The sequence below is a fragment of the Rhizobium sp. H4 genome (assembly GCF_003013335.1).
GTDB lineage: Bacteria > Pseudomonadota > Alphaproteobacteria > Rhizobiales > Rhizobiaceae > Rhizobium > Rhizobium sophoriradicis.
In genome coordinates, this window is the sequence record NZ_PSOW01000003.1 from 185,332 (window position 1) to 209,739 (window position 24,408).

The 24,408-nt window shown below is 61.3% G+C and carries 25 protein-coding genes and 1 pseudogene; 21 read left to right on the forward strand and 5 right to left on the reverse strand.

Going from position 1 to position 24,408, the window contains the following annotated elements:
- The first annotated feature begins 9 nt into the window (after positions 1-9).
- The 3 genes and pseudogenes from C4N04_RS05820 to C4N04_RS32075 all read left to right on the forward strand — a co-directional run.
- On the forward strand, positions 10-378 hold the full coding sequence (locus C4N04_RS05820; RefSeq protein WP_077993864.1) for a 5-carboxymethyl-2-hydroxymuconate Delta-isomerase: 369 nt from the start codon (positions 10-12) through the stop codon (positions 376-378).
- Between the two features lie 31 nt (positions 379-409).
- Positions 410-859, forward strand: coding sequence for a type II 3-dehydroquinate dehydratase (aroQ, locus tag C4N04_RS05825; RefSeq protein ID WP_077993862.1), 450 nt, complete (start codon positions 410-412; stop codon positions 857-859).
- A 20-nt stretch (positions 860-879) separates the two neighbouring features.
- Positions 880-1,024, forward strand: a pseudogene (locus C4N04_RS32075) (gfo/Idh/MocA family oxidoreductase); the annotation flags it as partial.
- 42 nt (positions 1,025-1,066) lie between these two features.
- Here C4N04_RS32075 and C4N04_RS05835 read toward each other — a convergent pair.
- The 4 genes from C4N04_RS05835 to C4N04_RS05850 all read right to left on the reverse strand — a co-directional run bounded on the left by C4N04_RS05835 (position 1,067) and on the right by C4N04_RS05850 (position 4,004).
- Complete coding sequence (locus C4N04_RS05835; RefSeq protein ID WP_009985296.1) at positions 1,067-1,498, reverse strand: HIT family protein; 432 nt, start codon at positions 1,496-1,498, stop codon at positions 1,067-1,069.
- A gap of 50 nt (positions 1,499-1,548) precedes the next feature.
- The gene (locus C4N04_RS05840; protein WP_106795576.1) at positions 1,549-2,739 is read right to left on the reverse strand and encodes a GNAT family N-acetyltransferase; all 1,191 of its coding nucleotides are present in this window, start codon (positions 2,737-2,739) and stop codon (positions 1,549-1,551) included.
- Positions 2,740-2,817: 78 nt separating this feature from the next.
- Positions 2,818-3,537, reverse strand: a complete 720-nt coding sequence (locus tag C4N04_RS05845) for a glycerophosphodiester phosphodiesterase (protein WP_077993857.1) — start codon at positions 3,535-3,537, stop codon at positions 2,818-2,820.
- The gene (locus C4N04_RS05850; RefSeq protein ID WP_009986485.1) at positions 3,534-4,004 is read right to left on the reverse strand and encodes a RidA family protein; all 471 of its coding nucleotides are present in this window, start codon (positions 4,002-4,004) and stop codon (positions 3,534-3,536) included. Before C4N04_RS05850 ends, C4N04_RS05845 begins: the two co-directional genes overlap by 4 nt.
- 136 nt (positions 4,005-4,140) lie before the next feature.
- Here C4N04_RS05850 and C4N04_RS05855 point away from each other — a divergent pair, with 136 nt between their 5' ends.
- The 18 genes from C4N04_RS05855 to lpxB all read left to right on the forward strand — a co-directional run bounded on the left by C4N04_RS05855 (position 4,141) and on the right by lpxB (position 22,939).
- Positions 4,141-4,977, forward strand: a complete 837-nt coding sequence (locus tag C4N04_RS05855) for a cell envelope integrity EipB family protein (protein WP_038688665.1) — start codon at positions 4,141-4,143, stop codon at positions 4,975-4,977.
- A gap of 199 nt (positions 4,978-5,176) precedes the next feature.
- Entirely contained in the window at positions 5,177-6,253 is a 1,077-nt protein-coding gene (locus C4N04_RS05860; RefSeq protein ID WP_106795577.1) for a toxic anion resistance protein, read from the forward strand.
- 14 nt (positions 6,254-6,267) lie between these two features.
- Positions 6,268-7,836 carry a substrate-binding domain-containing protein gene (locus C4N04_RS05865; protein ID WP_077994092.1) on the forward strand — a complete coding sequence of 523 codons (1,569 nt, stop codon included), beginning with the start codon at positions 6,268-6,270 and terminating at the stop codon, positions 7,834-7,836.
- A 7-nt stretch (positions 7,837-7,843) separates the two neighbouring features.
- Positions 7,844-8,461, forward strand: coding sequence for a 5-bromo-4-chloroindolyl phosphate hydrolysis family protein (locus tag C4N04_RS05870; protein WP_077993855.1), 618 nt, complete (start codon positions 7,844-7,846; stop codon positions 8,459-8,461).
- Positions 8,461-9,567, forward strand: coding sequence for a substrate-binding domain-containing protein (locus C4N04_RS05875; RefSeq protein WP_106795578.1), 1,107 nt, complete (start codon positions 8,461-8,463; stop codon positions 9,565-9,567). The genes C4N04_RS05870 and C4N04_RS05875 overlap by 1 nt, the downstream gene beginning before the upstream one ends.
- A gap of 232 nt (positions 9,568-9,799) precedes the next feature.
- A complete protein-coding gene (gene rpsB, locus C4N04_RS05880) occupies positions 9,800-10,567 on the forward strand; it encodes a 30S ribosomal protein S2 (RefSeq protein ID WP_008526906.1) in 768 nt (255 codons plus the stop codon).
- A gap of 239 nt (positions 10,568-10,806) precedes the next feature.
- The gene (gene tsf / locus C4N04_RS05885) at positions 10,807-11,733 is read left to right on the forward strand and encodes a translation elongation factor Ts (RefSeq protein ID WP_009994369.1); all 927 of its coding nucleotides are present in this window, start codon (positions 10,807-10,809) and stop codon (positions 11,731-11,733) included.
- Positions 11,734-11,829: 96 nt separating this feature from the next.
- A complete protein-coding gene (gene pyrH / locus C4N04_RS05890; protein WP_038688672.1) occupies positions 11,830-12,552 on the forward strand; it encodes a UMP kinase in 723 nt (240 codons plus the stop codon).
- A 74-nt stretch (positions 12,553-12,626) separates the two neighbouring features.
- A complete protein-coding gene (gene frr / locus C4N04_RS05895; RefSeq protein WP_004678618.1) occupies positions 12,627-13,187 on the forward strand; it encodes a ribosome recycling factor in 561 nt (186 codons plus the stop codon).
- Between the two features lie 37 nt (positions 13,188-13,224).
- Positions 13,225-13,968 carry an isoprenyl transferase gene (locus tag C4N04_RS05900; protein ID WP_077993852.1) on the forward strand — a complete coding sequence of 248 codons (744 nt, stop codon included), beginning with the start codon at positions 13,225-13,227 and terminating at the stop codon, positions 13,966-13,968.
- Positions 13,968-14,798, forward strand: a complete 831-nt coding sequence (locus C4N04_RS05905; RefSeq protein WP_077993842.1) for a phosphatidate cytidylyltransferase — start codon at positions 13,968-13,970, stop codon at positions 14,796-14,798. Before C4N04_RS05900 ends, C4N04_RS05905 begins: the two co-directional genes overlap by 1 nt.
- 37 nt (positions 14,799-14,835) lie before the next feature.
- Positions 14,836-15,960 (forward strand): RIP metalloprotease RseP, encoded by a 1,125-nt coding sequence (gene rseP / locus C4N04_RS05910; RefSeq protein WP_038688678.1) that lies wholly within the window; start codon positions 14,836-14,838, stop codon positions 15,958-15,960.
- 196 nt (positions 15,961-16,156) lie between these two features.
- Positions 16,157-18,496, forward strand: coding sequence for an outer membrane protein assembly factor BamA (bamA, locus tag C4N04_RS05915; RefSeq protein ID WP_038688680.1), 2,340 nt, complete (start codon positions 16,157-16,159; stop codon positions 18,494-18,496).
- A gap of 50 nt (positions 18,497-18,546) precedes the next feature.
- Complete coding sequence (gene lpxD / locus C4N04_RS05920) at positions 18,547-19,614, forward strand: UDP-3-O-(3-hydroxymyristoyl)glucosamine N-acyltransferase (protein ID WP_038688682.1); 1,068 nt, start codon at positions 18,547-18,549, stop codon at positions 19,612-19,614.
- Positions 19,607-20,074, forward strand: coding sequence for a 3-hydroxyacyl-ACP dehydratase FabZ (gene fabZ / locus C4N04_RS05925; RefSeq protein WP_077993839.1), 468 nt, complete (start codon positions 19,607-19,609; stop codon positions 20,072-20,074). The genes lpxD and fabZ overlap by 8 nt, the downstream gene beginning before the upstream one ends.
- On the forward strand, positions 20,071-20,889 hold the full coding sequence (gene lpxA / locus C4N04_RS05930) for an acyl-ACP--UDP-N-acetylglucosamine O-acyltransferase (RefSeq protein ID WP_038688686.1): 819 nt from the start codon (positions 20,071-20,073) through the stop codon (positions 20,887-20,889). Before fabZ ends, lpxA begins: the two co-directional genes overlap by 4 nt.
- A 2-nt stretch (positions 20,890-20,891) precedes the next feature.
- Complete coding sequence (locus tag C4N04_RS05935; protein WP_077993838.1) at positions 20,892-21,773, forward strand: LpxI family protein; 882 nt, start codon at positions 20,892-20,894, stop codon at positions 21,771-21,773.
- Entirely contained in the window at positions 21,770-22,939 is a 1,170-nt protein-coding gene (gene lpxB / locus C4N04_RS05940) for a lipid-A-disaccharide synthase (protein WP_009986721.1), read from the forward strand. The genes C4N04_RS05935 and lpxB overlap by 4 nt, the downstream gene beginning before the upstream one ends.
- Positions 22,940-22,974: 35 nt before the next feature.
- On the opposite strand, the gene gltA is transcribed toward lpxB, so the two are convergent.
- Positions 22,975-24,264 (reverse strand): citrate synthase, encoded by a 1,290-nt coding sequence (gene gltA, locus C4N04_RS05945; RefSeq protein WP_038688692.1) that lies wholly within the window; start codon positions 24,262-24,264, stop codon positions 22,975-22,977.
- Positions 24,265-24,408: the final 144 nt, after the last annotated feature.

A 24,408-nucleotide genomic window follows, 5' to 3' on the forward strand; every position in this document is an offset into this window, starting at 1 on the left:
GGACATGCGATGCCGCATATCATCATTGATTATAGCCGGGGCGCTGCCGAGCGCGTCGTTATCGACGAGCTGACCAGAGCAGTGCATCGCCGAGTCCGCGACGGGGGACTGGTAAAGCCTACTATAGTTCGTACATTCGCCAGGGAAGCGACTTTCTCCTGCGTCGGTGACGAACATGCCGACAATCACTTCATTCAAATAATTGTGCGTGTGGCTCCCGGACGGCCGACGGAGACCAAGCGAGAACTGCTGAAAGCGGTTCTCGACGCCGCTCAGAATGTCGCAGCACCCGCACTGCAGGAAGGGCGGCTTGGGCTTCGCGCGGATCTCTACGAATCCGATCCGAATTTCGCATTCCAGGAAATAGCACTCGCCTGAACTTGTCGGTGCTTTCACAAGGGTAATTGCAATGAGCCTGATCTATGTTTTGAACGGCCCAAACCTCAACCTACTGGGCAAGCGCCAGCCCCACATCTACGGCCACGAGACACTGGCCGACGTCGAGGCGTCCTGTCGGAGGCTGGCATCGGAACTCGGACACGAGCTCCGCTTCCACCAGAGCAACCGCGAATACGAAATCATCGACTGGATCCATGAAGCGCGTGAGAATGGAGCCGGGATCGTGGTCAACCCAGCTGCATTCACGCACACGTCGCTTGCCATCCTCGACGCTCTGAATACGTTCGAAGGTCCCGTCATCGAGATCCATATCTCCAACGTGCATAAGCGCGAAAGCTTCCGCCATCACTCCTTTGTCTCCCATCGGGCAGACGGCGTAATCGCCGGCCTTGGGACGGAAGGCTACCAGCTCGGTATCCGCCGCGTCGCGACAATGCTGAAGACCCCGAAGAACGACTAGCGCAAAATGGTCGACCGGTTCAAACGAGCGGTCGGCCGGTCTTCCTAAACCTCATCCACGACATCGACGATCTTCGCTACCTGTTGGGGGATATCGCGGCCGTCCAGGCGCGGCTCCAACGCAATGCGCGGAAACACCGTCGAGGAGACAGCCGGGATCCTCATCGCTTAAGCGCGTTGCGCTGCCCTGAAGCACGTCACGTGCTACCTATGCCAGAGCTGCCCTGATTTTCTCGGCGTTGGCGGCAAGCACCGCGCCGTCCTCCATCTTGCCGGAATGTGGCTTGAGCGCCACGCCTTCATGGCGGGGAATGACGTGGAAATGCAGATGAAACACCGTCTGCCCGGCGGCCGGTTCGTTGAATTGGGCGATGAACACACCATCGGCATCGAAGACCTCTTCGAGCGCCTTGGCGACCTTCTGGACGACAGTGATGGCATGGGCGAGGGTGGCGGGATCGGCATCGAGGATATTGCGGGAAGGCGCCTTCGGGACGACGAGCACATGGCCCGGCGCCTGCGGCATCACATCCATGAAGGCGACCGCATGCTGATCCTCATAGATACGGTGCGAGGGAATTTCGCCGCGCAGGATCTTGGCGAAGATGTTGTTGTCGTCATAGGCGGCCGGCTTGGTCATCGCGAAATCTCCTCGTTTCTGGTTGGGGTAACGCGGCCGGCAGGGCAACGTCAATCCTCCTGCTGGCGCTCGCCCTTGCGGAAGGGGCTGTGCTCGGCCAAGAGCTCACCCATCTGTTCGACATCGGCGCGCTCGCGGGCGAGATAATCGTCGATCGCCCGACGAAGGCCGGCATGGGCGACATAATGGGCCGAATGCGTCGTCACCGGCAGGTAGCCGCGGGCGAGCTTGTGTTCGCCCTGGGCGCCCGCCTCGACCCGCTTCAACCCTTTCGTAAGGGCAAAATCGATCGCCTGGTGATAGCAGACCTCGAAATGCAGGAAGGGATGGTCCTCGATGCAGCCCCAGTGACGGCCGTAGAGCGTATCGCCGCCGATGAAGTTGATCGCGCCGGCGATATAGCGCCCGTCGCGCTTGGCCATGACGAGCAGGATGTCGTCGGCCATGCGCTCGCCGATCAGCGAGTAGAATTTGCGGGTGAGATAGGGCCGGCCCCATTTGCGCCCACCCGTATCCATGTAGAATTTGAAGAACTGGTCCCAGATGCGTTCGGTCAGGTCGCGGCCGGTCAGCCAGTCGATGCTGATGCCGTTCTCCAGCGCGACACGGCGCTCCTTGCGCAGCGCTTTGCGTTTGCGCGAAGCGAGCGTTTCGAGGAATTCCTCGTGATTGGCATAGCCGTCATTGATAAAATGGAACTGCTGGTCGGTGCGGTGCAGATAGCCGTCCATCTCGAAGACGCCGATCTCTTCATCAGGCACGAAGGTGACATGGGCCGAGGAGATGCCGAGCCGGCGCACGACCTCCTTCAGGCTTTCGGCGATCGCACTCTGGATCGGCAGCCGTTGCAGCCCCTCGGTGACGAGAAGCCGCGGGCCCGTCGCAGGAGTGAATGGGATAGAGCATTGAAGTTTGGGATAATAGCGCCCGCCGGCCCGCTCGAAAGCATCGGCCCAGCCATGGTCGAAGACATATTCGCCCTGGCTGTGATTCTTGAGGTAGGCGGGCAGGGCGCCGATCAGTTCGCCGCGATCGGTCTCGAGCAGCAGGTGATGGCCGAGCCAGCCGGTCTCGGCAGTGGCCGAACCCGATTCTTCCAGCGACGACAAAAAGGCGTGCGAGACGAAGGGATTGTAAGCGATCGTGGTGGCGCTCTTCGATGCCCCGGAAAGCCTGGACCAGCTCTCCGGGGAAATCGCGGTGAAGGAGCGTTCTACGCGAATGGATAATTCATCGGTCATGGAGCAGATGCGAAGCCTGTGGGAAGATGGTCTCGGCTTTGCTTCAGTCTGCGCATGATCTTGGCCAAAAAGCGAGCCTCAAACCGCCGCACGCGGATCGAACCCTTCGAAGGTCATTTGGTCTGCGTTGGCGAAGGTCCGCTGGCGCGCCTCTTCGTCGCGGACCGTCCAGGTGATGACGGGAATGCCCTTTTCGCGTTCGCCTGATATGAAGGCATTCGGCAGGTCGTCGTAATAGTAGGAGATGAAATCGAGACCGATCTCCATCGCCTGGGCGTGGGTTGCGAACTCCTCCGGTGTGTTGCCGATGGCGGTCAGCCCGAGCGGGTAAGGGGGGCCAAGCGCCTTCAGATCGCGCAGCAGCCAATGGTCGAAGCTCATCAGCGCCACCTTGCCTTCATAGCCTTCCAGCACTTCGAGAACAGATTCGGCAAACCCTTCGTCATCGGCCTCGCGGCCCTTCAGCTCCAGTACCAGCGGCACCTTGCCCTGGACGAGATCGAGAAGCTGGCTGAGCGTCGGCACCTTGTCGCTGGTGCCGCCGACGGCGATCAGTCCAAGCTCCCGGGAGGTGCGCTCGCGAACGTCGCCGGTGAGACTGCACAGTCGCTGCAGGTCCTCGTCATGAAAAATGACCGGCACGCCGTCGGAGGCGTAATGCAGATCACATTCGATCGCAAAGCCCGCTTCGACGGCGCGCGAAAAAGCCGAAAGCGTATTTTCCCAGACGAGCTTATTGAGGTCGTGAAAGCCGCGATGGGCGACCGGCACGTCCTTGATCCAGTCTGCATTGGTCATTCTGTGATTTCCATGATAGCGTCGATCTCGACGGCGGCGTTCAGCGGCAGGGCTGCCATGCCGACGGCGGCACGCGCATGTTTGCCGGCCTCGCCGAGCACGCCGGCAATCAGGTTCGAAGCGCCGTTGATGACGAGATGCTGCTCGACGAAGTCGGGCGCCGAGGCGACGAAGCCGTTCAGCTTGATCACCCGGCGGATGCGGCCGAGATCGCCGCCAAGTGCGGCCTTGGCCTGAGCGAGGATGTTGATGGCGCAGAGTTCGGCGCCGCGTTGACCGCTTGCAACATCAACCGTCTTGCCGAGATGGCCGGCGACGGCGACCTTGCCGCCTTCGAGCGGCAGCTGGCCGGAGATGTAGAGAAGATTGCCGCTGATGACATAGGGAACGTAATTTGCGGCTGGGGCTGCGGCTTCGGGCAGGGTTATCCCCATCTCAGTCAGGCGCGCAGCAATTTCATCGGACATTTTCGTCTCCGCTTTTGTTGTCAATGTTTCAAAAATTATGCATCAAGACTAGAATCTTTATTATGACAGCTTCGAGCCTCGATTTGGCCGAAAGAGTTCATATAACATTGCGGCCGAGTCCAACAGGAGTGAATGAATGTTCCGATCGTCGCTTGCCGCTCTGCTTCTTGCCAGCGTATCCGCCAATGCATGGGCGGGCGCGCCTGCGGCAAGCGCTGCGGCCGCGACCGGCCTCATCGCCCATCGCGCCGTCTACGATCTGGAATTGAAGGACGCTTCGGACCGCTCCGGCATCGCCGGCATGTACGGCCGCATGGTCTACGAGTTCGACGGCAGCTATTGCCAGGGCTTCACCACCAATTTCCGCTTCGTGACGCAAATCGACACCGGCGACAGCGTGCGCGTCAGCGACCAGCAGACGACGACCTTCGAGAACCTGAAGGACGGCAAGTTCACCTTCGACACCAAATCCTTCACCGACGACCAGCTCGACAAGGAGGTCAACGGCGCCGCTCAGGACCAGCCTGATGGCGTCAAGGTCGATCTCAAGCAGCCGGCGAGCCGCGAGTTGCAACTGGCCGAAAGCCGCTTTCCCACCGAACACATGCTTGATGTGATCCAGAACGCCAAGGACGGCAAGCGCTTCTTCGAGGCGCGCGTTTTCGACGGTTCCGATGACGGCGACAAGGCGCTGGTGACGACGACGATCGTCGGCAAGCAGCAGACGCCGGTTGCCGAGGAGGCCGATGCCGGCAATGCCGGCGCCTTCTCGAAGACCGCGTTCTGGCCGGTGACGATCGCCTATTTCAACGAGAATGCGAAATCGGATGCGCTGCCGGTCTATCGCATGTCCTTCAAGCTTTATGAGAACGGCATCACCCGCGACCTGACGATGGATTACGGCGATTTCGTCCTGACCGGCAAGCTGGCCAAGCTGGAACTGCTTGAACGCAAGGCCGAGGCTTGTCAGTAAACTGCGGCTTGTCCACTGTCATAAATCTGTAGCATAAAGTTCATTATTGTGTCGGGACCAGCGATGATTGAGTCGCATTCTATCGTCCTGCTCACCGGGTCGATGCGATCCCAGCGGCCAGTCCATCGCGATGAGGCCTGTTTGTTGCGAAGATGGGCCTCCAGACGATTCCTGCCGCAAGCCTGGAAAGCCCTGCCTCATGGCCGATACCGATCTCGCGACTGTTCAAAACGCCGCCCTGCCGGTCGTCGCCGCCGATCCGGCGGAAATTGCCCGCATTTCCGATACGATCAACATCACCGACCGCGCCGGCATCTCGGTCTATGGCGACCGAGCCCAGCAGGCGGTCAGCGACTATGCCGACAGGATCCTGCGCGAGGTCCGCAGCAAGGATCTCGGCGAGATCGGCCGACTCCTGAGCGATATCATCCTCAAGTCGAAAGGCCTCGATCCGGCGTCGCTGAAGGACAAGGGTTTCCTCAGCCGCATATTTCTTTCCGCCAAGGCCCGGCTCGAACGGTTCAAGGCGGAGTTCGAGGACGTGGCCGGCCAGATCGACCGGATCTGCCTGGAGCTCGACCGTCACAAGGATACGCTGCGGCGCGACATCGCGCTGCTCGACGACCTGCATGAGGAAACCCGGCAGTCGATCATGCGGCTCGAAGCCTATGTGCAGGCCGGCAAGACTTTCGCCGAGCGTTTTCGCAGCACCGAGCTGCCGAGGTTGAAAGCGCAGGCCGAAGCGGCCGCAACCGGCCCCGGCGGCGGCATGCTGGAGGCGCAGACCTATCAGGACAGTCTGCAGGCGCTCGACCGGCTGGAAAAGCGGGTGTTCTACCTGCAGCAGGCGCGCCAGCTCGGCATTCAGCAACTGCCGCAAATTCGCATCGTCCAAGCGGGTGACGAGACGCTGATCGAGAACCTGCAGGCGACTTCGGCGCTGACGGTGCCGGCCTGGAAGCAGAAGATGGTGATCCTGCTCGGCCTGACGCGGCAGAAATCGGCGCTCGAGCTGCAGAAGGCGGTGACCGACGCCACCAACGACATGATCCGCCAGGCATCCGAGATGATGAAGGACCAGGCGATATCAATCGAGCAGCAGTCGCAGCGCGGCATCGTCGATATCGACACGCTCGCCAAGGCGAACAAGGATCTGATCGATACGATATCAGGCGTGCTTCGGGTTCAGGAGGAGGGGCGTCGGAAGCGGGCGATCGCCGAACAGCAGATGGAGCAGATGACGAGCGAGCTCAAGAAGGCGGTGACTCAGGCGTGATCGACAGGATGACGATGCGAGCGCTGCTTTCAGGCCTGGCACTTCTTGCCGCTCTCCCCCTTGCCGGCTGCAATCCCTTCGGCCAGGGGCCGGAGTTCTCGATCGTGTCGGGATCGGAGAATACCGTCCTGCAGCCAATCGTCGAGGAATTCTGCAAGCAGAAGAATGCCACCTGCACCTTCAAATACGAAGGCACGCTCGATATCGGCCTGGCGCTGCAGAGCGACCAGGGTGTCGCCCAGGATGCGGTCTGGCCGGCCTCGAGCGTCTGGGTGGACATGTTCGACACCAAACGCCGCGTCAAGAGCCTGACCTCTATCGCCCAGACGCCGGTGGTCTTGGGCGTGCGCCGGTCCAAGGCCGAGCAGCTCGGCTGGATCGGCAAGGATGTCTTCATGAAGGACATTCTTGCTGCCGTCGAAAGCGGATCGCTGAAATTCCTGATGACTTCGGCGACGCAATCCAATTCCGGCGCCAGCGCCTATCTCTCCATGCTGTCGAGCGCGCTCGGCAATAAGCCTGTGATCGAACCCGGTGATCTCGACGACAGAGCAGTCCAGGAGAGCGTCCGGTCGCTGCTGTCGGGTGTCGTGCGCTCTTCCGGGTCCTCCGGCTGGCTTGCCGATCTCTATGTCGAATCCGCCGGCAAGGGCACGATTTACGACGCGATGTGGAATTACGAGGCGGTGCTGAAGGAAACCAACGACAGGCTCGCCGGCCTGTCGCAGGAACCGCTTTACGCGATCTATCCGGCCGACGGCGTCGCCATGGCGGATTCGCCGATCGGCTTCGTCGATCATGGCCGCGGGCCCGAAGTCCAGACCTTCTTCAACGATCTGCTCGCCTATCTCCGCTCAGGCCCCGTGCAGCAGCGCATTGCTGATACGGGCCGGCGCATCCCGTTGACCGACGTCGCCGCGAAGCCGGAACCAAACTGGAATTTCGATCCGACCCGGCTGGTGACGGCGATCCGTATGCCGGAGCCGGGCGTTATCCGCCAGGCGCTCAACCTTTATCAGGCGGCGCTGCGCAAGCCGTCCCTGACCGCGCTCTGCCTCGACTTTTCCGGCTCGATGCAGGGCGACGGCGAGGACCAGCTGCAGAAGGCTATGCGATTCCTGCTGACACCGGACGAAGCGAGCAAAGTGCTGGTGCAATGGTCGCCGGCCGACCAGATCATCGTCATCCCTTTCGACGGCCGCGTGCGCAACACCTTCATGGCAAGTGGAAATCCGCTGGAGCAGGAAGGACTGCTGAACGAGATTTCCCGGCAGAAGGCCAACGGCGGCACCAACATGTATGCTTGCGCCGAACGGGCGCTGCAGCAGATCGCCGGAACCGACCGGCTCTCGACTTATCTGCCGGCCATCGTCATCATGACCGACGGCAGGTCCGATGATCAAAGCCGGGCCTTCATGAGCGAGTGGAACGCGATCGAGCCGCGTGTACCGATCTTCGGCATCACATTCGGCGACGCCGACAAGACCCAGCTTGACAGTCTTGCCAAGCAGACCTCGGCGCGTGTGTTCGACGGTGGTTCGGATCTCGCCACCGCCTTCCGCACCGCGCGCGGTTATAATTAGGACAGGCATGCGCAACTGGCTCGGCAATGACGGCAACTGGATCGTGGCGGGACTGGCGGCGGCCATCACCGTGCCGCTGTTGAGTTTTGCCGCCGGCATGCCCTTCTGGATTGCCGCCATCATCGCCCTTCTGGTCTTTGTCGGGCTCGTATCTCTGCTGGCGCCGCGTCGGCTGTTCGAAGGTCTCGATTTCAAGCGCATCGGCAGCGGGCGCGTCGCTTTTGCCCGCGACCTCTTGGAGGCGGCCGTTCCCTTTGCTGAAAGGCTGGAGACTGCCGCCGATGCGATCGGCGACAAGCCGGCTGCAGCCGCCGTCCGGCACCTTGCCGAAATCGCCGCCGATGTCTTTCGCAAGGTCGAGGCCAAGCCCGAAAGCGCCAACGCCGTTCGCCGGTTTCTCTCCTATTATCTGCCGCGCGCCGCCGAGGTGGCGGAGGGGTTTGCCGTGATCGAAGCCAAGCGCGTTCCCGACCCGAAGCAGTTGGGGGAGGTGCGCGGCGTTCTGGTGAAGCTCGAAGAGGCTTTCGTTCATTATGCCGATAGTCTCGTCGACGAGGAACTCGGCACGCTCGACACCGACCTGCGCCTCATCCAGGCATCGCTCAAAGAGGATATCGGACGCTGATGGCCCTTTCTCGTCGCGCCTTTGGAGTGGGATTGCTCGGAGCCGGTGTCGTCGGCACCGGCGGTTATTTCGCCGTTCGGGACCGGCCGGAATTGCAGGGCTTGCTGGGCAGCCGCACGACGCTGTTTGGCTTCGTCGGCGGTGAGAAGGAGGCCTTCCTCGCCGACCCCGAAGTTGTCAGGGCGCTCGGTTCATACGGATTGACGATGGACAGCCGCGTCGCCGGCTCCGTCGAGATGGTGCGCGAACAGGCGCTGCTGTCGCAGCATCCGCAATATTTATGGCCGTCCTCTTCGATCATGGTCGATATCGCCCGGCAGAGCGGCATCGGTATCCGCAACGACCGCGTCGTGCTGAATACGCCGATCGTCGTCTATTCCTGGCAGCCGGTGGTCGATGGGTTGATGAAGGCGGGTTTGGTGACGGTGATCAGCGAAGGTCATCATCAGCTCGATCTGAAGGCCCTGCTCGATGCGATCCTCGCTGGCGCCAACTGGTCGAAGCTCGGCGTCAATTCGCTCTATGGCCGCGCTCGCATCGTCTCGACCGATCCCAACCGCTCCAACTCCGGCTTCATGTTCGCGGGGCTAGTGCTGAGCCTTTTCAGTGGCAATGTCGCGACGGCAAGCGATCTTGCGACGTTCGGCGGCAAGGCGCAGGCGATCTTCCGCAATATGGGTTTCAAATCGCCGTCGTCAGGCAAGCTTTTCGACCAGTATCTGGCCGGCGGCCTTGGCGGCGAGCCGATGATCGTCGGCTATGAGAACCAGCTGGTCGAATGGATCCTCGCCGACCCCACGCGCTGGGATCGCATCAAGACGAGCGCGGGCGCGAAGCCGGTGGTGCTCTATCCCAGACCGACCGTCTATTCCGCGCATCCGCTGATCGTCGTCGACGAAAACGCCAACCGACTGATCGAGGCGCTGGTGAGCCCGCGGCTACAGGAACTTGCCTGGACGAGACACGGCTTCCGCGGTCCCTTGGGCACTGCGACCGGCAATGCCGACAGTGCGATCGGCAGCCTGTTGCCGGCCGAGGTCGACGCTATTCTGCCGATGCCGGACGCAGGCGTGATGCTGTCGCTGCTGTCGATGCTGGTGAGCTGAGCGGCGGCATTTGCAGGGCAGGGCAGCGTCGGGATGCGCGGCGGAGTCCGTGTTTCTGTGCCGAATGGAATGTTTTCCTTGCTTTTATGCCAAACGGGATGTATGGGCACCGGCATTCCACACGTAAGGCATGGGATCGTCCGGGAGAAATCCGGGCTGTTCCGCCCGGTGGCATCCTCGAAGAGGATGCTGTTCGCCTTGCGGAGGTTCAACCGGAAAAGGATAAAAAGGCATGGCATTGCCCGATTTCTCTATGCGCCAGCTTCTTGAGGCAGGCGTCCACTTCGGCCACCAGACGCACCGCTGGAACCCGAAGATGAAGCCGTATATCTTCGGCGATCGCAATAACATTCACATCATCGACCTGGCACAGACCGTTCCGATGCTGTCGCGTGCCCTGCAGGTTGTCAGCGACACCGTTGCTCGCGGCGGCCGCGTTCTCTTCGTCGGCACCAAGCGCCAGGCCTCCGAGATCATCGCCGACAGCGCCAAGCGCTCGGCCCAGTACTACGTCAACTCGCGCTGGCTCGGCGGCATGATGACGAACTGGAAGACGATCTCCAACTCGATCCAGCGCCTGCGCAAGCTCGATGAAATCCTCGGCGGCGAAGCCCAGGGCTTCACCAAGAAGGAACGTCTGAACCTCGAGCGCGAGCGTGAAAAGCTCGACAAGGCTCTCGGCGGTATCCGCGATATGGGCGGCACTCCCGACCTGATGTTCATCATCGACACCAACAAGGAAAAGATCGCGATCGACGAAGCTAAGCGCCTCGGCATCCCGGTTGTCGCCATCATCGACTCGAACTGCGATCCCGACCTGATCGACTATCCGATCCCGGGCAACGACGACGCATCGCGCGCAATCGCTCTTTACTGCGAACTGATCTCCCGCGCTGCCATCGACGGCATCGCGCGTCAGCAGAGCTCTTCCGGCCGTGATCTCGGCGCATCCTCCGAAGTTCCGGTCGAGCCGGCTCTCGAAGAAGCAGCCGAAGGCTGATGAAAGCGGGCGGATCGGAAACTCCGCCAAAGCTTGCATAGACTGGGAAGGCCGCTCGCGACTCATCGAAGTTCGGCGGCCTTACCTGTTTCAGGGCGGAGGCGTCAGCCGTTCGCCAGATAAGTTTTCGTTATGACGCGTCTTCATCACGCTGTCATACATACAGGTACATTTCGTGCCTCAATCCGGTGCCGCGCCGCGCTTTGCGGTCCACCGTTTGAACCGACAAGAGGAAGATAATGAGCGAGATTACGGCTGCAATGGTGAAGGAACTGCGCGAAAAGACCGGCGCAGGCATGATGGACTGCAAGAAGGCGCTTGCCGAAACCAATGGCGACATGGAAGCGGCAATCGACTGGCTGCGCGCCAAGGGCATTGCCAAGGCCGACAAGAAGTCCGGCCGTACCGCTGCCGAAGGCCTCATCGGCGTCTCGAGCGAGGGTACCAAGGCCGTCGTCGTCGAAGTCAACTCCGAAACCGACTTCGTCGCCCGCAACGACGCCTTCCAGGATCTCGTCCGCGGCATCGCCAAGGTCGCCGTCTCCACGAACGGCAGCGTCGAGGCCGTTGCGGCCGCGACCTACCCGGCATCCGGCAAGTCGGTTTCCGACACGATCAAGGATGCGATCGCAACGATCGGCGAGAACATGAACCTGCGCCGCTCGGTCGCTCTCTCCGTCGAGGACGGCGTTGTTGCCACCTATATCCACAATGCCGTTTCCGACGGCCTCGGCAAGCTCGGCGTCCTCGTCGCGCTGAAGTCGACCGGCGACAAGGAAGCCCTGAACGCAATCGGCCGCCAGGTCGCCATGCATATTGCCGCGACCGCGCCGCTGGCGATCCGCCCCGAAGAAGTCGATGCCGCCGTCGCCGAGCGCGAGCGCAACGTCTTCATCGAGCAGTCGCGCGCCTCCGGCAAGCCGGACAATATCATCGAGAAGATGGTGGAAGGCCGCATGCGCAAGTTCTTCGAAGAAGTCGCCCTTCTCTCGCAGGCTTTCGTCATCAATCCTGATCTGACCGTCGCAGCCGCCGTCAAGGAAGCTGAAAAGGCCGTCGGCGCTCCGATCGAAGTTGCCGGCATGGCCCGTCTTCTGCTCGGCGAAGGCGTCGAGAAGGAAGAAACCGATTTCGCAGCCGAAGTCGCGGCTGCCGTCAAGGGTTGATCTTCCAGCCATAATTCTGAAAACAAGAAGGGCATCGCGTGACAACGCGGTGCCCTTCGTGTATCGGGCATTCACGGCAATTTACGAGGAGCCAAGATGTCTTTAGAGCCTGTCTATAAACGCGTTCTGCTCAAGGCTTCCGGCGAAGCGCTCATGGGTGCTCAGGGTTTCGGGATCGATGTCGCGGTGGCGGACCGCATTGCATCCGATATCGCCGAGGCAAGGCATATGGGCGTGGAAGTCGGCGTCGTCGTCGGTGGCGGCAATATCTTCCGCGGTGTCGCGGTGGCATCCAAGGGCGGCGACCGGGTGACCGGCGACCATATGGGCATGCTCGGCACCATCATCAACGCGCTGGCGCTGGCGACCTCGCTGCGCAAGCTCAACATCGACACGGTGGTACTTTCGGCCATCTCCATGCCGGAGATCTGCGAGAGCTTTTCGCAGCGCGCGACCCTCTATCATCTGTCGATGGGACGCGTGGTGATCTTTGCCGGCGGCACCGGCAACCCCTTCTTCACCACCGATTCCGCCGCCGCGCTGCGCGCTGCCGAAATGGGTGCGCAAGCGATTTTCAAAGGCACGCAGGTCGACGGCATCTATACCGCCGATCCGAAGAAATATCCCGACGCGACGCGGCTTGATCGTCTGACGCACCAGGAAGTGCTGGACAGGGGGCTTGCGGTGATGGACGTTGCCGCCGTGGCGCTCGCCAGGGAGAATTCCATTCCGATCATCGTCTTCTCGATTCACGAGAAGGGCGGTTTTGCCCAAATCTTGACGGGCGGTGGCCTCAAGACCATCGTCTCCGACAATTGACAATAGTTAGAGCATGATGGTGTCCGAAACCGCTGACGCTTTTTCGGCATCGTGCTTGAGACGGGAGCATCGACATGAGTGAAGGTATCGATATCAAGGAACTGAAGCGTCGCATGGATGGCGCAGTTTCCGCATTCAAGAGCGACATCGCATCGCTGCGCACCGGCCGTGCCTCGGCCAACATTCTCGATCCGGTGACGATTGAGGCCTATGGTTCGCGCGTGCCGTTGAACCAGGTGGCCAACATCACCGTGCCCGAGCCGCGCATGCTGACTGTTTCCGTCTGGGACAAGTCGATGGTCAGCGCCGTCGAGCGCGGGATCCGCGAATCCAACCTCGGCCTCAACCCGATCGTCGACGGCCAGAGCCTGCGCATCCCGCTGCCGGAGTTGAACGAGGAGCGTCGCAAATCGCTCGTCAAGGTCGCTCACGACTATGCCGAAAAGAGCAAGGTCGCGATTCGCCATGTCCGCCGCGACGGCATGGACGGTCTCAAGAAGGCCGAAAAGGATGGCGTGATCGGCCAGGACGAGAGCCGTGCACAGTCGGAACGCGTACAGAAGATGACGGACGAGACGATTTCCGAAATCGACCGCTTGCTTGGCGAGAAGGAAAAGGAAATCATGCAGGTCTAGTGGATCTGTGCCTTTGCCTGGAAAGACCGGACGGGAAATGTCGGAAACTGTATTTTTGACTGTGCCAGAGCATGTTGCCATCATCATGGATGGCAATGGCCGCTGGGCCAAGCAACGTGGCCTGCCGCGCACGATGGGCCATCGCAAGGGCGTCGAGGCTGTGCGCGAGACAGTGCGCGCGGCCGGCGCGGCCGGCATAAAATATCTGACCCTCTTTGCCTTCTCCTCGGAGAACTGGCGCCGGCCCGAGGCTGAAGTCTCCGATCTGCTTGGTCTGCTCAAGGCTTTCATCCGCCGTGACCTGGCCGAGCTTCATCGCCAGAATGTGCGCATCAGGGTGATCGGCGATCGCCACAGCCTGCGCAGCGATATCCTCGGTCTGCTGCTCGAGGCGGAGGAGACGACCAAGGATAATACGGCGCTGACGCTGGTCATCGCGTTCAATTACGGCTCGCGTGATGAAATCTCCCGCGCTGTGGTGAGCCTGGCCAAGGACGTCGAGTCCGGCCGCCTGAGGGCGCAGGATATCACGCCTGCGCTGATCGACGCCCGTCTCGACACGGCGGGCATCCCCGATCCGGATCTCATCATCCGGACCAGCGGCGAGGAGCGGCTTTCCAATTTCCTGCTGTGGCAGGCCGCCTATTCGGAATTCATCTTCGTTCCGGAATATTGGCCGGATTTCAGCCCGGAAATCTTTCGCTCGGCGCTCGAAAAATTCGCCTCCCGCGACAGGCGTTTCGGCGGCCTGTCGTCGCAGGCAGCCGCGGTTGGCACCTGATGCAGCAGGAACTGAAACTGCGCATCGCTTCCGGGCTGATTCTCGCAGTCATCGTTCTTGCCGCCACCTGGTATGGCGGCCTTGCCTTCCGCATTCTGGCGGCCGTGATCGGCCTGCTGATCTATTATGAATGGTCGAAAATATCAGGCGTCGCACGTGACTGGGTTTCCAATGCCGTCGGCTGGATCGGCGAGGCGGCGATCGCTTTGCTGGTGCTTGTCGGCAATTTCGAATTTGCCGCCGGCATGCTGGCCGGCGTGACCGCCGTCGGCATCGCGCTGATCATCCTTCACGGCACCAGCCGCTGGTTCCCGGCGGGCCTGTTTTATGCCGGCGCCACCGGCGTGGCGCTCGCCGGTATCAGAGGCGACGACCGGCCCGGCCTTTATGCCATGCTCTTTGTCTTCGCCGTCGTCTGGACAACCGATATCCTCGCCTATTTCGTCGGCAGGGCTCTGCGCGGGCCGAAGCTTGCGCCCTCGATCTCGCCCGGAAAGACCTGGTCCGGCGCCATCGGCGGCGCCGTCTCGGCGGTCGCAGCCGGCGTCGTTCTTGTCCATTTTCTTGTTCCGGGCGCGGAAGTCGTTGCCGCCGGCGTGGCGCTCATTCTGTCGGTTTGCAGCCAGTCGGGCGATCTGTTCGAATCTTTCATCAAGCGAAAATTCGGGGTCAAGGATTCAAGCCGTCTCATCCCGGGCCACGGCGGCGTCATGGATCGAGTCGACGGACTGATTTTCGCCTGTTTTTCGGCGTTCTTGCTTGCTGGGCTTTTTTCCTTGATAAAGGGGGCTGAAATGACGTCTCTCGGCTCGGCATTGTTCGGCCTCTGATGAGGCTGCAGGCTGACGGAAGGAACTCAAGGAAGTGATGAGCGGCCTATATACATTTTTGATGGGGAATGTCGTCACCTTCATCCTGGTGCTGTCGCTGCTCGTCTTCGTGCATGAGATGGGCCATTACCTCGTCGGGCGCTGGAGCGGCATCCGCATCCTGGCCTTTTCTGTCGGCTTCGGTCCGGAGATATTCGGCTTCACCGATCGCCATGGGACACGCTGGAAGATTTCGGCAATCCCGCTTGGCGGTTACGTCCGTTTCTTCGGCGATGAGGATGTTTCGAGCAAGCCCGACAACGATGGGATCGCCGCCATGTCCGAGGAGGACAGGGCGCGCTCCTTTGCCGGCGCCAAGCTGTGGAAACGCGCCGCGACCGTCGCCGCCGGCCCGATCGCCAACTTCCTGCTGGCAATCGCCATTTTCGCCGTTCTTTTCTCGGTTTATGGCCGCATGATCGCCGATCCCGTCGTTGCCGAAGTTGCGCCGGACGGAGCGGCTGCTGCCGCCGGCATCCTTCCCGGCGATCTGCTGGTTGCCATCGACGGCAACAAGGTCGAGACCTTCGACGACGTGCGCCGCTACGTCGCCATTCGTCCAAGCCAGAAGATTATTGTGACGGTCGAGCGCGGCGGCCAGAAGCTCGATGTGCCGATGGTGCCGCAGCGGACCGACCGGACAGACCAATTCGGCAACAAGATCGAACTCGGCCAGATCGGCATCATCACCAACAAGGAAGCGGGCAATTTCCGCCTGCGGACCTACACGCCGCTTGAGGCGGTGCGTGAGGGTGTGATCGAAAGCGCTGGCATCGTTACCGGCACCTTCAAATATATCGCCAATATCTTCGCCGGGTCGATGCGGGCCGATCAACTGGGCGGGCCGATCCGCGTGGCGCAGGCGTCCGGCCAGATGGCAAGCCTTGGTATCGGCGCAGTGCTGCAACTTGCTGCCGCACTTTCAGTTTCGATAGGATTGCTTAACCTGATGCCCGTTCCGGTACTTGATGGCGGCCACCTGATGTTCTATGCGGTGGAGGCGGTGAGGGGCAGACCCCTGGGTTCCAAGGCTCAGGAAATTGCGTTTCGCATCGGCTTGGCAATGATACTGACATTGATGGTTTTTACGACCTGGAACGACATAAGCGTGAGCTCAGGGTAAACGCGCAAGGCAAGGGAATTACTATTTATTTACGATGTTTCAAGGCTGTAGTGGCGAATGGGTCACGCTTCGAAATGAAGTAAACAGAAATTAACGCCCTCCCTTGCTTGTATGTCAAAAGCGGGTAAAACGACACACGTGACCGGAATCGGGTTCTCCCGGGGACGGGGACGAGGGAAAAAAGGTAATAGGTGAAATGAAGGCTGGTTCAAAGTTTTTGAACGCAGTATCGGCGGTTGCGCTGTCTGCTAGTGTTGTTGCTTCGGGCGCAGGCGCTTTGACGTTCGTTTCCGCTACGGCCGCCGAGGCCGCGGTTATCCAGCGCATTGATGTGCGCGGCGCCAGCCGCGTCGGCGCGGAAGCTGTCCGGTCGAACCTGACCATCACGCCCGGCAAGAGTTTTTCGAACACAGACATCGATGACTCGGTCAAGCAGCTCTACGGCACCGGTTACTTCTCCGACGTCAAGATTTCGGTCTCCGGCGGTACGCTCGTCGTCAATGTCCAGGAGGCCCAGCTCGTCAATCAGGTCGTCTTCAACGGCAACCGCAAGATCAAGGACGACAAGCTCGCGACGATCGTCCAGACCCATGCCGCCGGCCCCTACAGCGACACCCAGATCCAGGCCGATATCCAGGCGATCAAGGAAGCCTATGCCGCCACCGGCCGCAGCGAAGTCGAAGTGACGACGCAGGTCGTGCCGCTCGGCGAGGGCCGCGTCAACCTTGCCTTCGTCATCAACGAGGGTGACCGCACCAAGATCGATGCGATCAATTTCGTCGGTAACAATGCCTACAGCGCCGGCCGCCTGGCTGCCGTCATCAACACCAAGCGTTCGAACTTCCTTTCGTTCCTGACCCGCAAGGACGTCTACAACGAAGACAAGCTTCACGCGGACGAAGAAGCGCTTCGCCAGTTCTATTACAACCGCGGCTATGCCGATATGCGCATTGTCTCTTCCGATGCGAGCTTCGACGAGGCAACCAACAAGTACACGCTCACCTTCAATATCGAGGAAGGTCAGCGTTACGACTTCGGACCGGTGACCGTGCAGTCGACCGTCGAAGGCGTCGGCTCGGATCAGCTGCTGCCGCTGGTGCGCACGAAGGAAGGCCATGTCTACAGCGCCAAGGAGGTGCAGAAGTCAATCGAAGCGATCTCCGATCAGGTGGCCTCTGCCGGTTATCCCTTCGCGCGCGTCACGCCGCGCGGTAACCGCGACCTCAACAACAACACGATCGGGGTCGAATATCTGGTCGACCAGGGCGAGCGCGCCTATGTCGAGCGCATCGAAATCCGCGGCAACAGCCGCACGCGCGATTACGTCATCCGCCGCGAATTCGACATGAGCGAAGGCGACGCCTTCAATCAGCAGATGATCACCAAGGCCAAGCGCCGCCTCGAAGCGCTCGGCTATTTCTCCTCCGTCAATATCTCCACCCAGCCGGGCAGCTCGCCGGATCGCGTCGTGGTGGTCGTCGACGTGCAGGATCAGTCCACCGGTTCGTTCGGCGTCGGTGCGGGTTATGCCGCCGGCGGTGACGGTCTGCTGCTCGAAGCTTCGATCGAAGAGAAGAACTTCCTCGGCCGCGGCCAGTACATCCGCATCTCGGCCGGCGGCGGTCAGGAAGGTTCGCGCGCCTACGGCGTCAGCTTCACCGAGCCCTATTTCCTCGGCTATCGTCTGGCGGCGGGCTTCGACGTCAACCACAGCGAGACGTCGAGCAACGACAACTACGATTACGAGGAAACCAGCGTCGTCCTGCGCGTCACCGCGCCGATCACCGAAGATCTGGCGACGACCTTCCGTTATAACTACAAGCAGATGAAGTATGACGCTGATAACGGCGATCTTTCCGACCTGTCGGCTCCATATCAGCACCTCGTCGAGGACAGCCCGTGGACGCGGTCTTCCATCTCGCAGACGCTGACCTACAACACGCTCGACGACACCGTCCTGCCGCGCGAGGGCATCTACGCGACGGCGACGCAGGAAATCGCCGGTCTCGGCGGTGACTCGCAGTTCTACAAGATCTACGGCAAGGCGCGTTATTACCACCTGCTCGCTGACGATGCCGATATCATCGGCTCGGTTTCGGCCTCGGCTGGTTATGTCGTCGGCTTCGGCGAGCACCTGAACGTCTTCGACCAGTTCACGCTGACCAACGGCGACATTCGCGGTTTCGAAAACAAGGGCATCGGCCCTCGCGTTGCCGGCACCAACGACGATCCGCTGGGTGGTACGACGTATTTCACGGCGTCGGCCGAAGCAACCTTCCCGATGCCGGGCTTCCCGCGTGACTTCAATCTGCGCGGCGCGGTCTTCGCCGATGCGGGCACGCTGTTCGGCAACGACGTCGACCTCAGGGGCGACGGCATCGAGGGTGAAGACGCCTCGCTGCGCGCTTCCGTCGGTGTCGGCGTCGTCTGGCAGTCTCCTTTCGGTTCATTGCGTCTGGATTACGCAATCCCGGTCCTCAAGGAAGACTTTGACAAGACGCAGAACTTCAAGTTTGGCATCAACAACCAATTCTGATATCGGCAGTCCGGAACTGTAAGACTCAATTCCGTTCTGGAGCATTGCCGATGGAGCAAAACGTTTTTTTTCTGCCCCATGAAGGTCTGAAGCTCGCTGAGCTGGCAGAGTTTCTTGGGGCGGAACTCGCCAATTCCGATCATGCCGATGTCATTGTCCGATCCGTCGCTCCCATCAACCGGGCGCGGGCGGGCGATGTTTGTTACATCCTGTCGCGCCGCAGCCGGGATGAGCTGCTGACCTGCGAGGCTTCGGCGGTGATCTGCGACAAGGCGCTCGCCGACCTCGTACCTCAGCATATCCCGATCATCCTGTCGTCCAATCCGCATGCGGCTTTTGCGATGGCAGGCGGCCTGTTCTATCCGGCAGCACTGCGTCCGGTCGCCATTTCGCCGGGTGAAAGCGAGATCGCGCCGAGCGCGGTGATCGATCCGAGCGCCAGGCTGGAAAAGGGCGTGATCGTCGAGCCGCTGGCGGTTATCGGCGCCCATGCCGAAATCGGCGAAGGCACCCGCATCGGCGCGCACAGCATCATCGGTCCGGGCGTCAAGATCGGCCGGGATTGTTCGATTGCAGCCGGCGCCAGCATTCTCTGTGCGCTGATCGGCAACGGCGTCATCATCCACAACGGCGTTCGCATCGGCCAGGACGGTTTCGGGTATGCGCCCGGTCCGCGCGGCATGATCAAGATCGTCCAGATCGGCCGGGTGATCATCCAGGATAATGTCGAGATCGGCGCCAATACCACGATCGACCGCGGCGCCATGGACGATACGGTAATCGGCGAGGGGACCAAGATCGATAACCAGGTCCAGATCGGCCACAACGTCCAGATGGGCCGCCATTGCGCCATTGTCGCGCAGGTCGGCATCGCCGGCAGCACCAAGATCGGCAACGGCGTGCAGATCGGCGGCCAGGCCGGCATCAAGGGCCATGTGACGATCGGCGACGGCGTGCAGATCGCCGCCAAAAGCGGTATCATGACCGATCTTGCCGCCGGCGGGCAATATGGCGGCGTGCCGGCTCGTCCGCTGAAAGACTATCTGAGAGAGGCGGCGCAACAAGTGGCGAAGTCCAAGTTGCGCGGGCGGAACCCTGGAGGCAAGGAAAATGACTGAGGAAGCCACGACGACGCTTTCTTCGGCTGACATCATCGAGATCATGAAGCTGTTGCCGCATCGCTATCCGTTTCTGATGGTCGACAAGATCATTGAGATCGATGGCGACAACTCAGCGGTCGGCATCAAGAACGTCACGGTGAACGAGCCGCATTTCACCGGCCATTTTCCGGAGTCGCCGATCATGCCGGGCGTGCTGCTGATCGAGGGCATGGCGCAGACGGCGGGGGCGATCTGTGCCAAGAAGGAAGGCCAGCCCGGCAACCTTGTCTACTTCATGACCATTGAGAATGCGCGCTTCCGCAAGCCGGTTGTGCCCGGCGATCGCGTCGAATTCCACGTTAAGAAGCACAAGCAGCGTGGTAATATCTGGAAATTTCATTGCGACGCCAAAGTGGACGGCGCGCTGGTCGCCGAGGCCGATATCGGCGCGATGATCGTTCGTAAGGATCAGGCATGAGTACGATTGCCGAAAGCGCCCGCATTCACCCGATGGCCGTCGTCGAAGACGGGGCCACCATTGGTGAGGGCGTGAAGATCGGTCCCTTCTGCCATGTCGGGCCGCACGTCGTCCTGCATGAAAATGTCGAGCTCCTGGCGCATGCGATCGTCACCGGCCGGACCGTGATCGGCAAGGGCACGCGCATCTTCCCGATGGCGGTCGTCGGCGGCGATCCGCAGAGCGTGCATCACGCCGGCGAAGAGACGACGCTTTCGGTCGGCGCCAACTGCACGATCCGTGAAGGCGTGACGATGAATACCGGTACCGCAGATTTCGGCGGCCAGACGATCGTCGGCGACAACAATCTGTTCCTGGCCAATTCGCATGTGGCACATGATTGCCGCGTCGGCAACCACGTGATCATGTCGAACAACGTCATGCTCGCCGGCCACGTCGTCATTGAGGATCGTGTCATTCTCGGCGGCGGGTCGGCCGTTCATCAGTTCACCCGCGTCGGCCGCCAGGCTTTCGTCGGCGGGCTGTCGGCAGTGAGTTACGACGTCATTCCCTACGGCATGCTGAACGGCAATCCCGGGCTGCTGGGCGGCCTCAATGTCGTCGGCATGACGCGCGCCGGCATCGACCGCGCTGTCATCCACAGGGTCCGCCGCGCCTACAAGGCGATCTTTGAGGGAACGGCCTCCGTGCGTGAGAACGCCGCGGCCATCCGCGAGGAATATGCCGATTGCGCAGAGGTGATGCAGATCCTGGATTTCATCGCCGCCGATAGCGACCGCGCCCTGTCCTCGCCGACCCGAGGTCAGAAGGGCTAGCCGTGGCTTTATCAAGCGACACCGCGGCGGGCCGGCTAGCGATCATCGCCGGCGGCGGCCTTCTGCCTTCCTATGTCGCGGAAGCCGCACGCGCCGCTGGCGAAAATCCTGTTATCGTCGCCCTGAAGGACGAAAGCGACCGGCGTTGGGAAGGCTACGACCACGCCATTATCGGCATCGGCGATTTCGCCGCTCTCGATAGTCTTCTCAACCGTTATGGCATCGGCCGCGTGGTGATGTCGGGCAGCGTGCGCCGCCGGCCGGAATGGCGTGAGGTGCGCCCGACGCTGCGTATTCTGATGAGGGTGCCGGCTGCGATCCGCACCCTGCTCTCCGGCGGCGACGATACGGTCCTGCAGATGGTGATCCGGCTGATCGAGGGAAATGGCCGGCGCGTCGTCGGCGCCCATGAGATCGCCCCCGACCTGCTGGCTTCCGTCGGTCCGCTTGGCGCCGTCACACCCGGTGACGAAGATCGGCGCGATATCAGCCGTGCTGCCGAAGCCGCCGAGACGCTCGGCCGGCTGGATGTCGGGCAGGGCGCCGTCAGCATCGGCGGGCGGGTTGTCGCACTGGAGGGTCTTGAGGGCACCGACGAGATGCTTGACCGTGTCGCCGGGCTCAGAGCCGCCGGGCGCATTTCGACGCGCCGCCGCGGCGTGCTCGTCAAGCTCTGCAAGCCGCAGCAGGATATTCGTGCCGACCTGCCGGCGATCGGCGTTTCCACGGTGCTGAACGCCGGTAAAGCCGGCCTTGCCGGTATCGCCGTCGAAGCCGGCCGCTCGCTGGTGCTCGATCGTGCTGCCGTCATCCGCGCCGCCGACGAGACAGAGCTTTTCGTCTGCGGCATTGATCGCGGCCTGCCGGAATGGGGGCTGGAATGAACGGCGCGCCGCTGAAGATTGCCGTCATTGCCGGTGAGGTGTCAGGCGATCTCCTCGGCGCCGACCTCATCGCTGCGCTGAAGCGCATCCATGACGGACCGGTGGAACTTGTCGGCGTCGGCGGGGAGGGGCTGCAGGCGGAGGGCCTGCGATCCCTGTTCGATTTTTCCGAACTGTCGATCATGGGCATCACCCAGGTGCTGAGCCGGCTGCCGAAGCTGTTTGGCCTGATCCGCCGGACAACGGCCGAGATCATCGCCGCGAAGCCTGACATTCTGCTCATCATCGACAGCCCGGATTTCACTCATCGCGTGGCAAAACGTGTCCGCACGGCGCTGCCGGATTTGCCTGTCGTCAATTATGTCTGTCCGAGCGTCTGGGCCTGGAAGGAATATCGCGCCAACCGCATGCTTGCCTATGTCGATCACGTGCTCGCCGTTCTGCCTTTCGAACCGGCGACGATGCAGCGCCTCAACGGCCCGGCAACGACCTATGTGGGGCATCGCCTGACCGCTGACCCTGCGCTCCTGGAGACCCGACGCCTGCGCGCCGGAAGACGGCCCGGCAGCGGCACAATCCTGCTTCTGCCCGGCTCACGCTCCTCGGAAATCCAGAAGCTCCTGCCGCATTTCGAGGCGGCGGTGAGCGAACTTGTCTCCCGCAATGGGCCGATGCGTTTTATCCTGCCGACGATGAGACACAAGGAAGGGCTTGTGCGCGAATTGACTGCGAAATGGGCGGTAACGCCGGAGATCGTTATCGGCGCAGAAGCAAAGTGGAAGGCTTTCGTCGAGGCCGATGCGGCCATGGCCGCATCCGGAACCGTTATTCTCGAGCTGGCGCTTGCCGACGTTCCCGTCGTCTCAGCCTACAAGGTCGACTGGATCATGCGGTTGCTGACATCGGGCATCAAGACCTGGACAGGAGCGCTGCCGAACCTGATCGCCGATTACGCGGTCGTGCCGGAATATCTGAACGATATCGTTCGCGGGGCAAGTCTCGCACGCTGGATGGAAAGGCTGTCGGCCGACACTCTCCAGCTCAAGGCGATGAAGGAAGGCTATGAGCTGATCTGGCAGCGCATGCAGACCGAAAAGCCGCCCGGCGAACATGCTGCCGAAATCCTGCTCGAGGTGCTGAAAAAGAAAAAACCCGGTCGTTTCTGACCGGGTTTTCGTTTGAGCCGATTGGTCTCAAGCGATCAGCGCTTCGAAACCGGGATGTAGTCGCGCTTCGGTTCGCCGACATAGAGCTGGCGCGGACGGCCGATGCGCTGTTCCGGATCCTCGATCATCTCGTTCCACTGCGCGATCCAGCCGACGGTGCGGGCAAGCGCGAAGAGCACGGTGAACATGGTCGTGGGGAAGCCCAGCGCCTTCAACGTGATGCCGGAATAGAAGTCGATGTTCGGATAGAGCTTCTTCTCGATGAAATATTCGTCGGTGAGCGCGATGCGCTCCAGCTCCATCGCCACTTCCAGCAACGGATCGTCCTTGATGCCGAGTTCGCCGAGCACTTCATGCGTCGTCTTCTGCATGATCTTGGCGCGCGGATCGTAGTTCTTATAGACGCGGTGGCCGAAGCCCATCAGGCGGAAAGGATCGTTCTTGTCCTTGGCGCGGGCAATATACTCAGGAATGTGGTCGACCGTCCCGATCTCCGTCAGCATGTTGAGCGCTGCTTCATTGGCGCCGCCATGCGCCGGGCCCCAGAGGCAGGCGATGCCGGCGGCGATGCAGGCGAACGGGTTGGCGCCCGACGAACCGGCGAGGCGGACCGTCGAGGTCGAGGCGTTCTGCTCGTGGTCGGCATGCAGGATGAAGATGCGGTCCATGGCGCGCGAAAGCACCGGATTGACCACATATTCCTCGCACGGAACGGCAAAGCACATGCGCAGGAAGTTCGACGCATAGTCGAGATCGTTCTTCGGGTAAACGAAGGGCTGGCCGATATGGTACTTGTAGGCCATGGCCGCAAGCGTCGGCATCTTGGCGATCATGCGCAAGCTGGCGACCATGCGCTGGTGCGGATCGGTGATGTCGGTGGAGTCATGATAGAAGGCCGACAGCGCGCCGACGCAGCCGCACATGACGGCCATCGGATGCGCATCGCGCCGGAAGCCGGTGAAGAAGCGGCTCATCTGCTCATGCACCATGGTGTGATGCGTGACGCGATAGTCGAAGTCCTTCTTCTGCGCTGCCGTCGGCAGTTCGCCGTAGAGAAGCAGATAGCAGACCTCGAGGAAGTCGCCATGTTCGGCGAGCTGCTCGATCGGATAGCCGCGGTGCAGCAGAACGCCTTCGTCGCCATCGATATAGGTGATTTTGGATTCACAGGATGCGGTCGAGGTGAAACCCGGATCGTACGTGAAGGAGGCGGTGTTCTTGTAGAGAGCACCGATATCGATGACGCTCGGGCCGATCGTGCCGCTTTTGACGGCGAGGTCGACTGATTTGTCACCGATTTTTATTGTTGCGCTTTGATCCGTCATGCTGATCCTCCGAAATGTCGGTGGCGCCACAAAAGCGCCATAGGGGTTAAGCGTCCTTTGCGATAGCTATATGATCGCGAGGCTAATGCCAAGTTACCGTGACGCCATTTTGTGCATTGCGGCATCACCTTTTAGGCACTGCAG

Excerpts from the sequence above, each read along its gene's own strand:
- C4N04_RS05820 (WP_077993864.1), top strand. The coding sequence starts at position 10 with ATGCCGCATATCATCATTGATTATAGCCGGGGCGCTGCCGAGCGCGTC.
- aroQ (WP_077993862.1), top strand. The coding sequence starts at position 410 with ATGAGCCTGATCTATGTTTTGAACGGCCCAAACCTCAACCTACTGGGC.
- C4N04_RS05835 (WP_009985296.1), bottom strand. The coding sequence starts at position 1,498 with ATGACCAAGCCGGCCGCCTATGACGACAACAACATCTTCGCCAAGATC.
- C4N04_RS05840 (WP_106795576.1), bottom strand. The coding sequence starts at position 2,739 with ATGACCGATGAATTATCCATTCGCGTAGAACGCTCCTTCACCGCGATT.
- C4N04_RS05845 (WP_077993857.1), bottom strand. The coding sequence starts at position 3,537 with ATGACCAATGCAGACTGGATCAAGGACGTGCCGGTCGCCCATCGCGGC.
- C4N04_RS05850 (WP_009986485.1), bottom strand. The coding sequence starts at position 4,004 with ATGTCCGATGAAATTGCTGCGCGCCTGACTGAGATGGGGATAACCCTG.
- C4N04_RS05855 (WP_038688665.1), top strand. The coding sequence starts at position 4,141 with ATGTTCCGATCGTCGCTTGCCGCTCTGCTTCTTGCCAGCGTATCCGCC.
- C4N04_RS05860 (WP_106795577.1), top strand. The coding sequence starts at position 5,177 with ATGGCCGATACCGATCTCGCGACTGTTCAAAACGCCGCCCTGCCGGTC.
- C4N04_RS05865 (WP_077994092.1), top strand. The coding sequence starts at position 6,268 with ATGCGAGCGCTGCTTTCAGGCCTGGCACTTCTTGCCGCTCTCCCCCTT.
- C4N04_RS05870 (WP_077993855.1), top strand. The coding sequence starts at position 7,844 with ATGCGCAACTGGCTCGGCAATGACGGCAACTGGATCGTGGCGGGACTG.
- C4N04_RS05875 (WP_106795578.1), top strand. The coding sequence starts at position 8,461 with ATGGCCCTTTCTCGTCGCGCCTTTGGAGTGGGATTGCTCGGAGCCGGT.
- rpsB (WP_008526906.1), top strand. The coding sequence starts at position 9,800 with ATGGCATTGCCCGATTTCTCTATGCGCCAGCTTCTTGAGGCAGGCGTC.
- tsf (WP_009994369.1), top strand. The coding sequence starts at position 10,807 with ATGAGCGAGATTACGGCTGCAATGGTGAAGGAACTGCGCGAAAAGACC.
- pyrH (WP_038688672.1), top strand. The coding sequence starts at position 11,830 with ATGTCTTTAGAGCCTGTCTATAAACGCGTTCTGCTCAAGGCTTCCGGC.
- frr (WP_004678618.1), top strand. The coding sequence starts at position 12,627 with ATGAGTGAAGGTATCGATATCAAGGAACTGAAGCGTCGCATGGATGGC.
- C4N04_RS05900 (WP_077993852.1), top strand. The coding sequence starts at position 13,225 with ATGTCGGAAACTGTATTTTTGACTGTGCCAGAGCATGTTGCCATCATC.
- C4N04_RS05905 (WP_077993842.1), top strand. The coding sequence starts at position 13,968 with ATGCAGCAGGAACTGAAACTGCGCATCGCTTCCGGGCTGATTCTCGCA.
- rseP (WP_038688678.1), top strand. The coding sequence starts at position 14,836 with ATGAGCGGCCTATATACATTTTTGATGGGGAATGTCGTCACCTTCATC.
- bamA (WP_038688680.1), top strand. The coding sequence starts at position 16,157 with ATGAAGGCTGGTTCAAAGTTTTTGAACGCAGTATCGGCGGTTGCGCTG.
- lpxD (WP_038688682.1), top strand. The coding sequence starts at position 18,547 with ATGGAGCAAAACGTTTTTTTTCTGCCCCATGAAGGTCTGAAGCTCGCT.
- fabZ (WP_077993839.1), top strand. The coding sequence starts at position 19,607 with ATGACTGAGGAAGCCACGACGACGCTTTCTTCGGCTGACATCATCGAG.
- lpxA (WP_038688686.1), top strand. The coding sequence starts at position 20,071 with ATGAGTACGATTGCCGAAAGCGCCCGCATTCACCCGATGGCCGTCGTC.
- lpxB (WP_009986721.1), top strand. The coding sequence starts at position 21,770 with ATGAACGGCGCGCCGCTGAAGATTGCCGTCATTGCCGGTGAGGTGTCA.
- gltA (WP_038688692.1), bottom strand. The coding sequence starts at position 24,264 with ATGACGGATCAAAGCGCAACAATAAAAATCGGTGACAAATCAGTCGAC.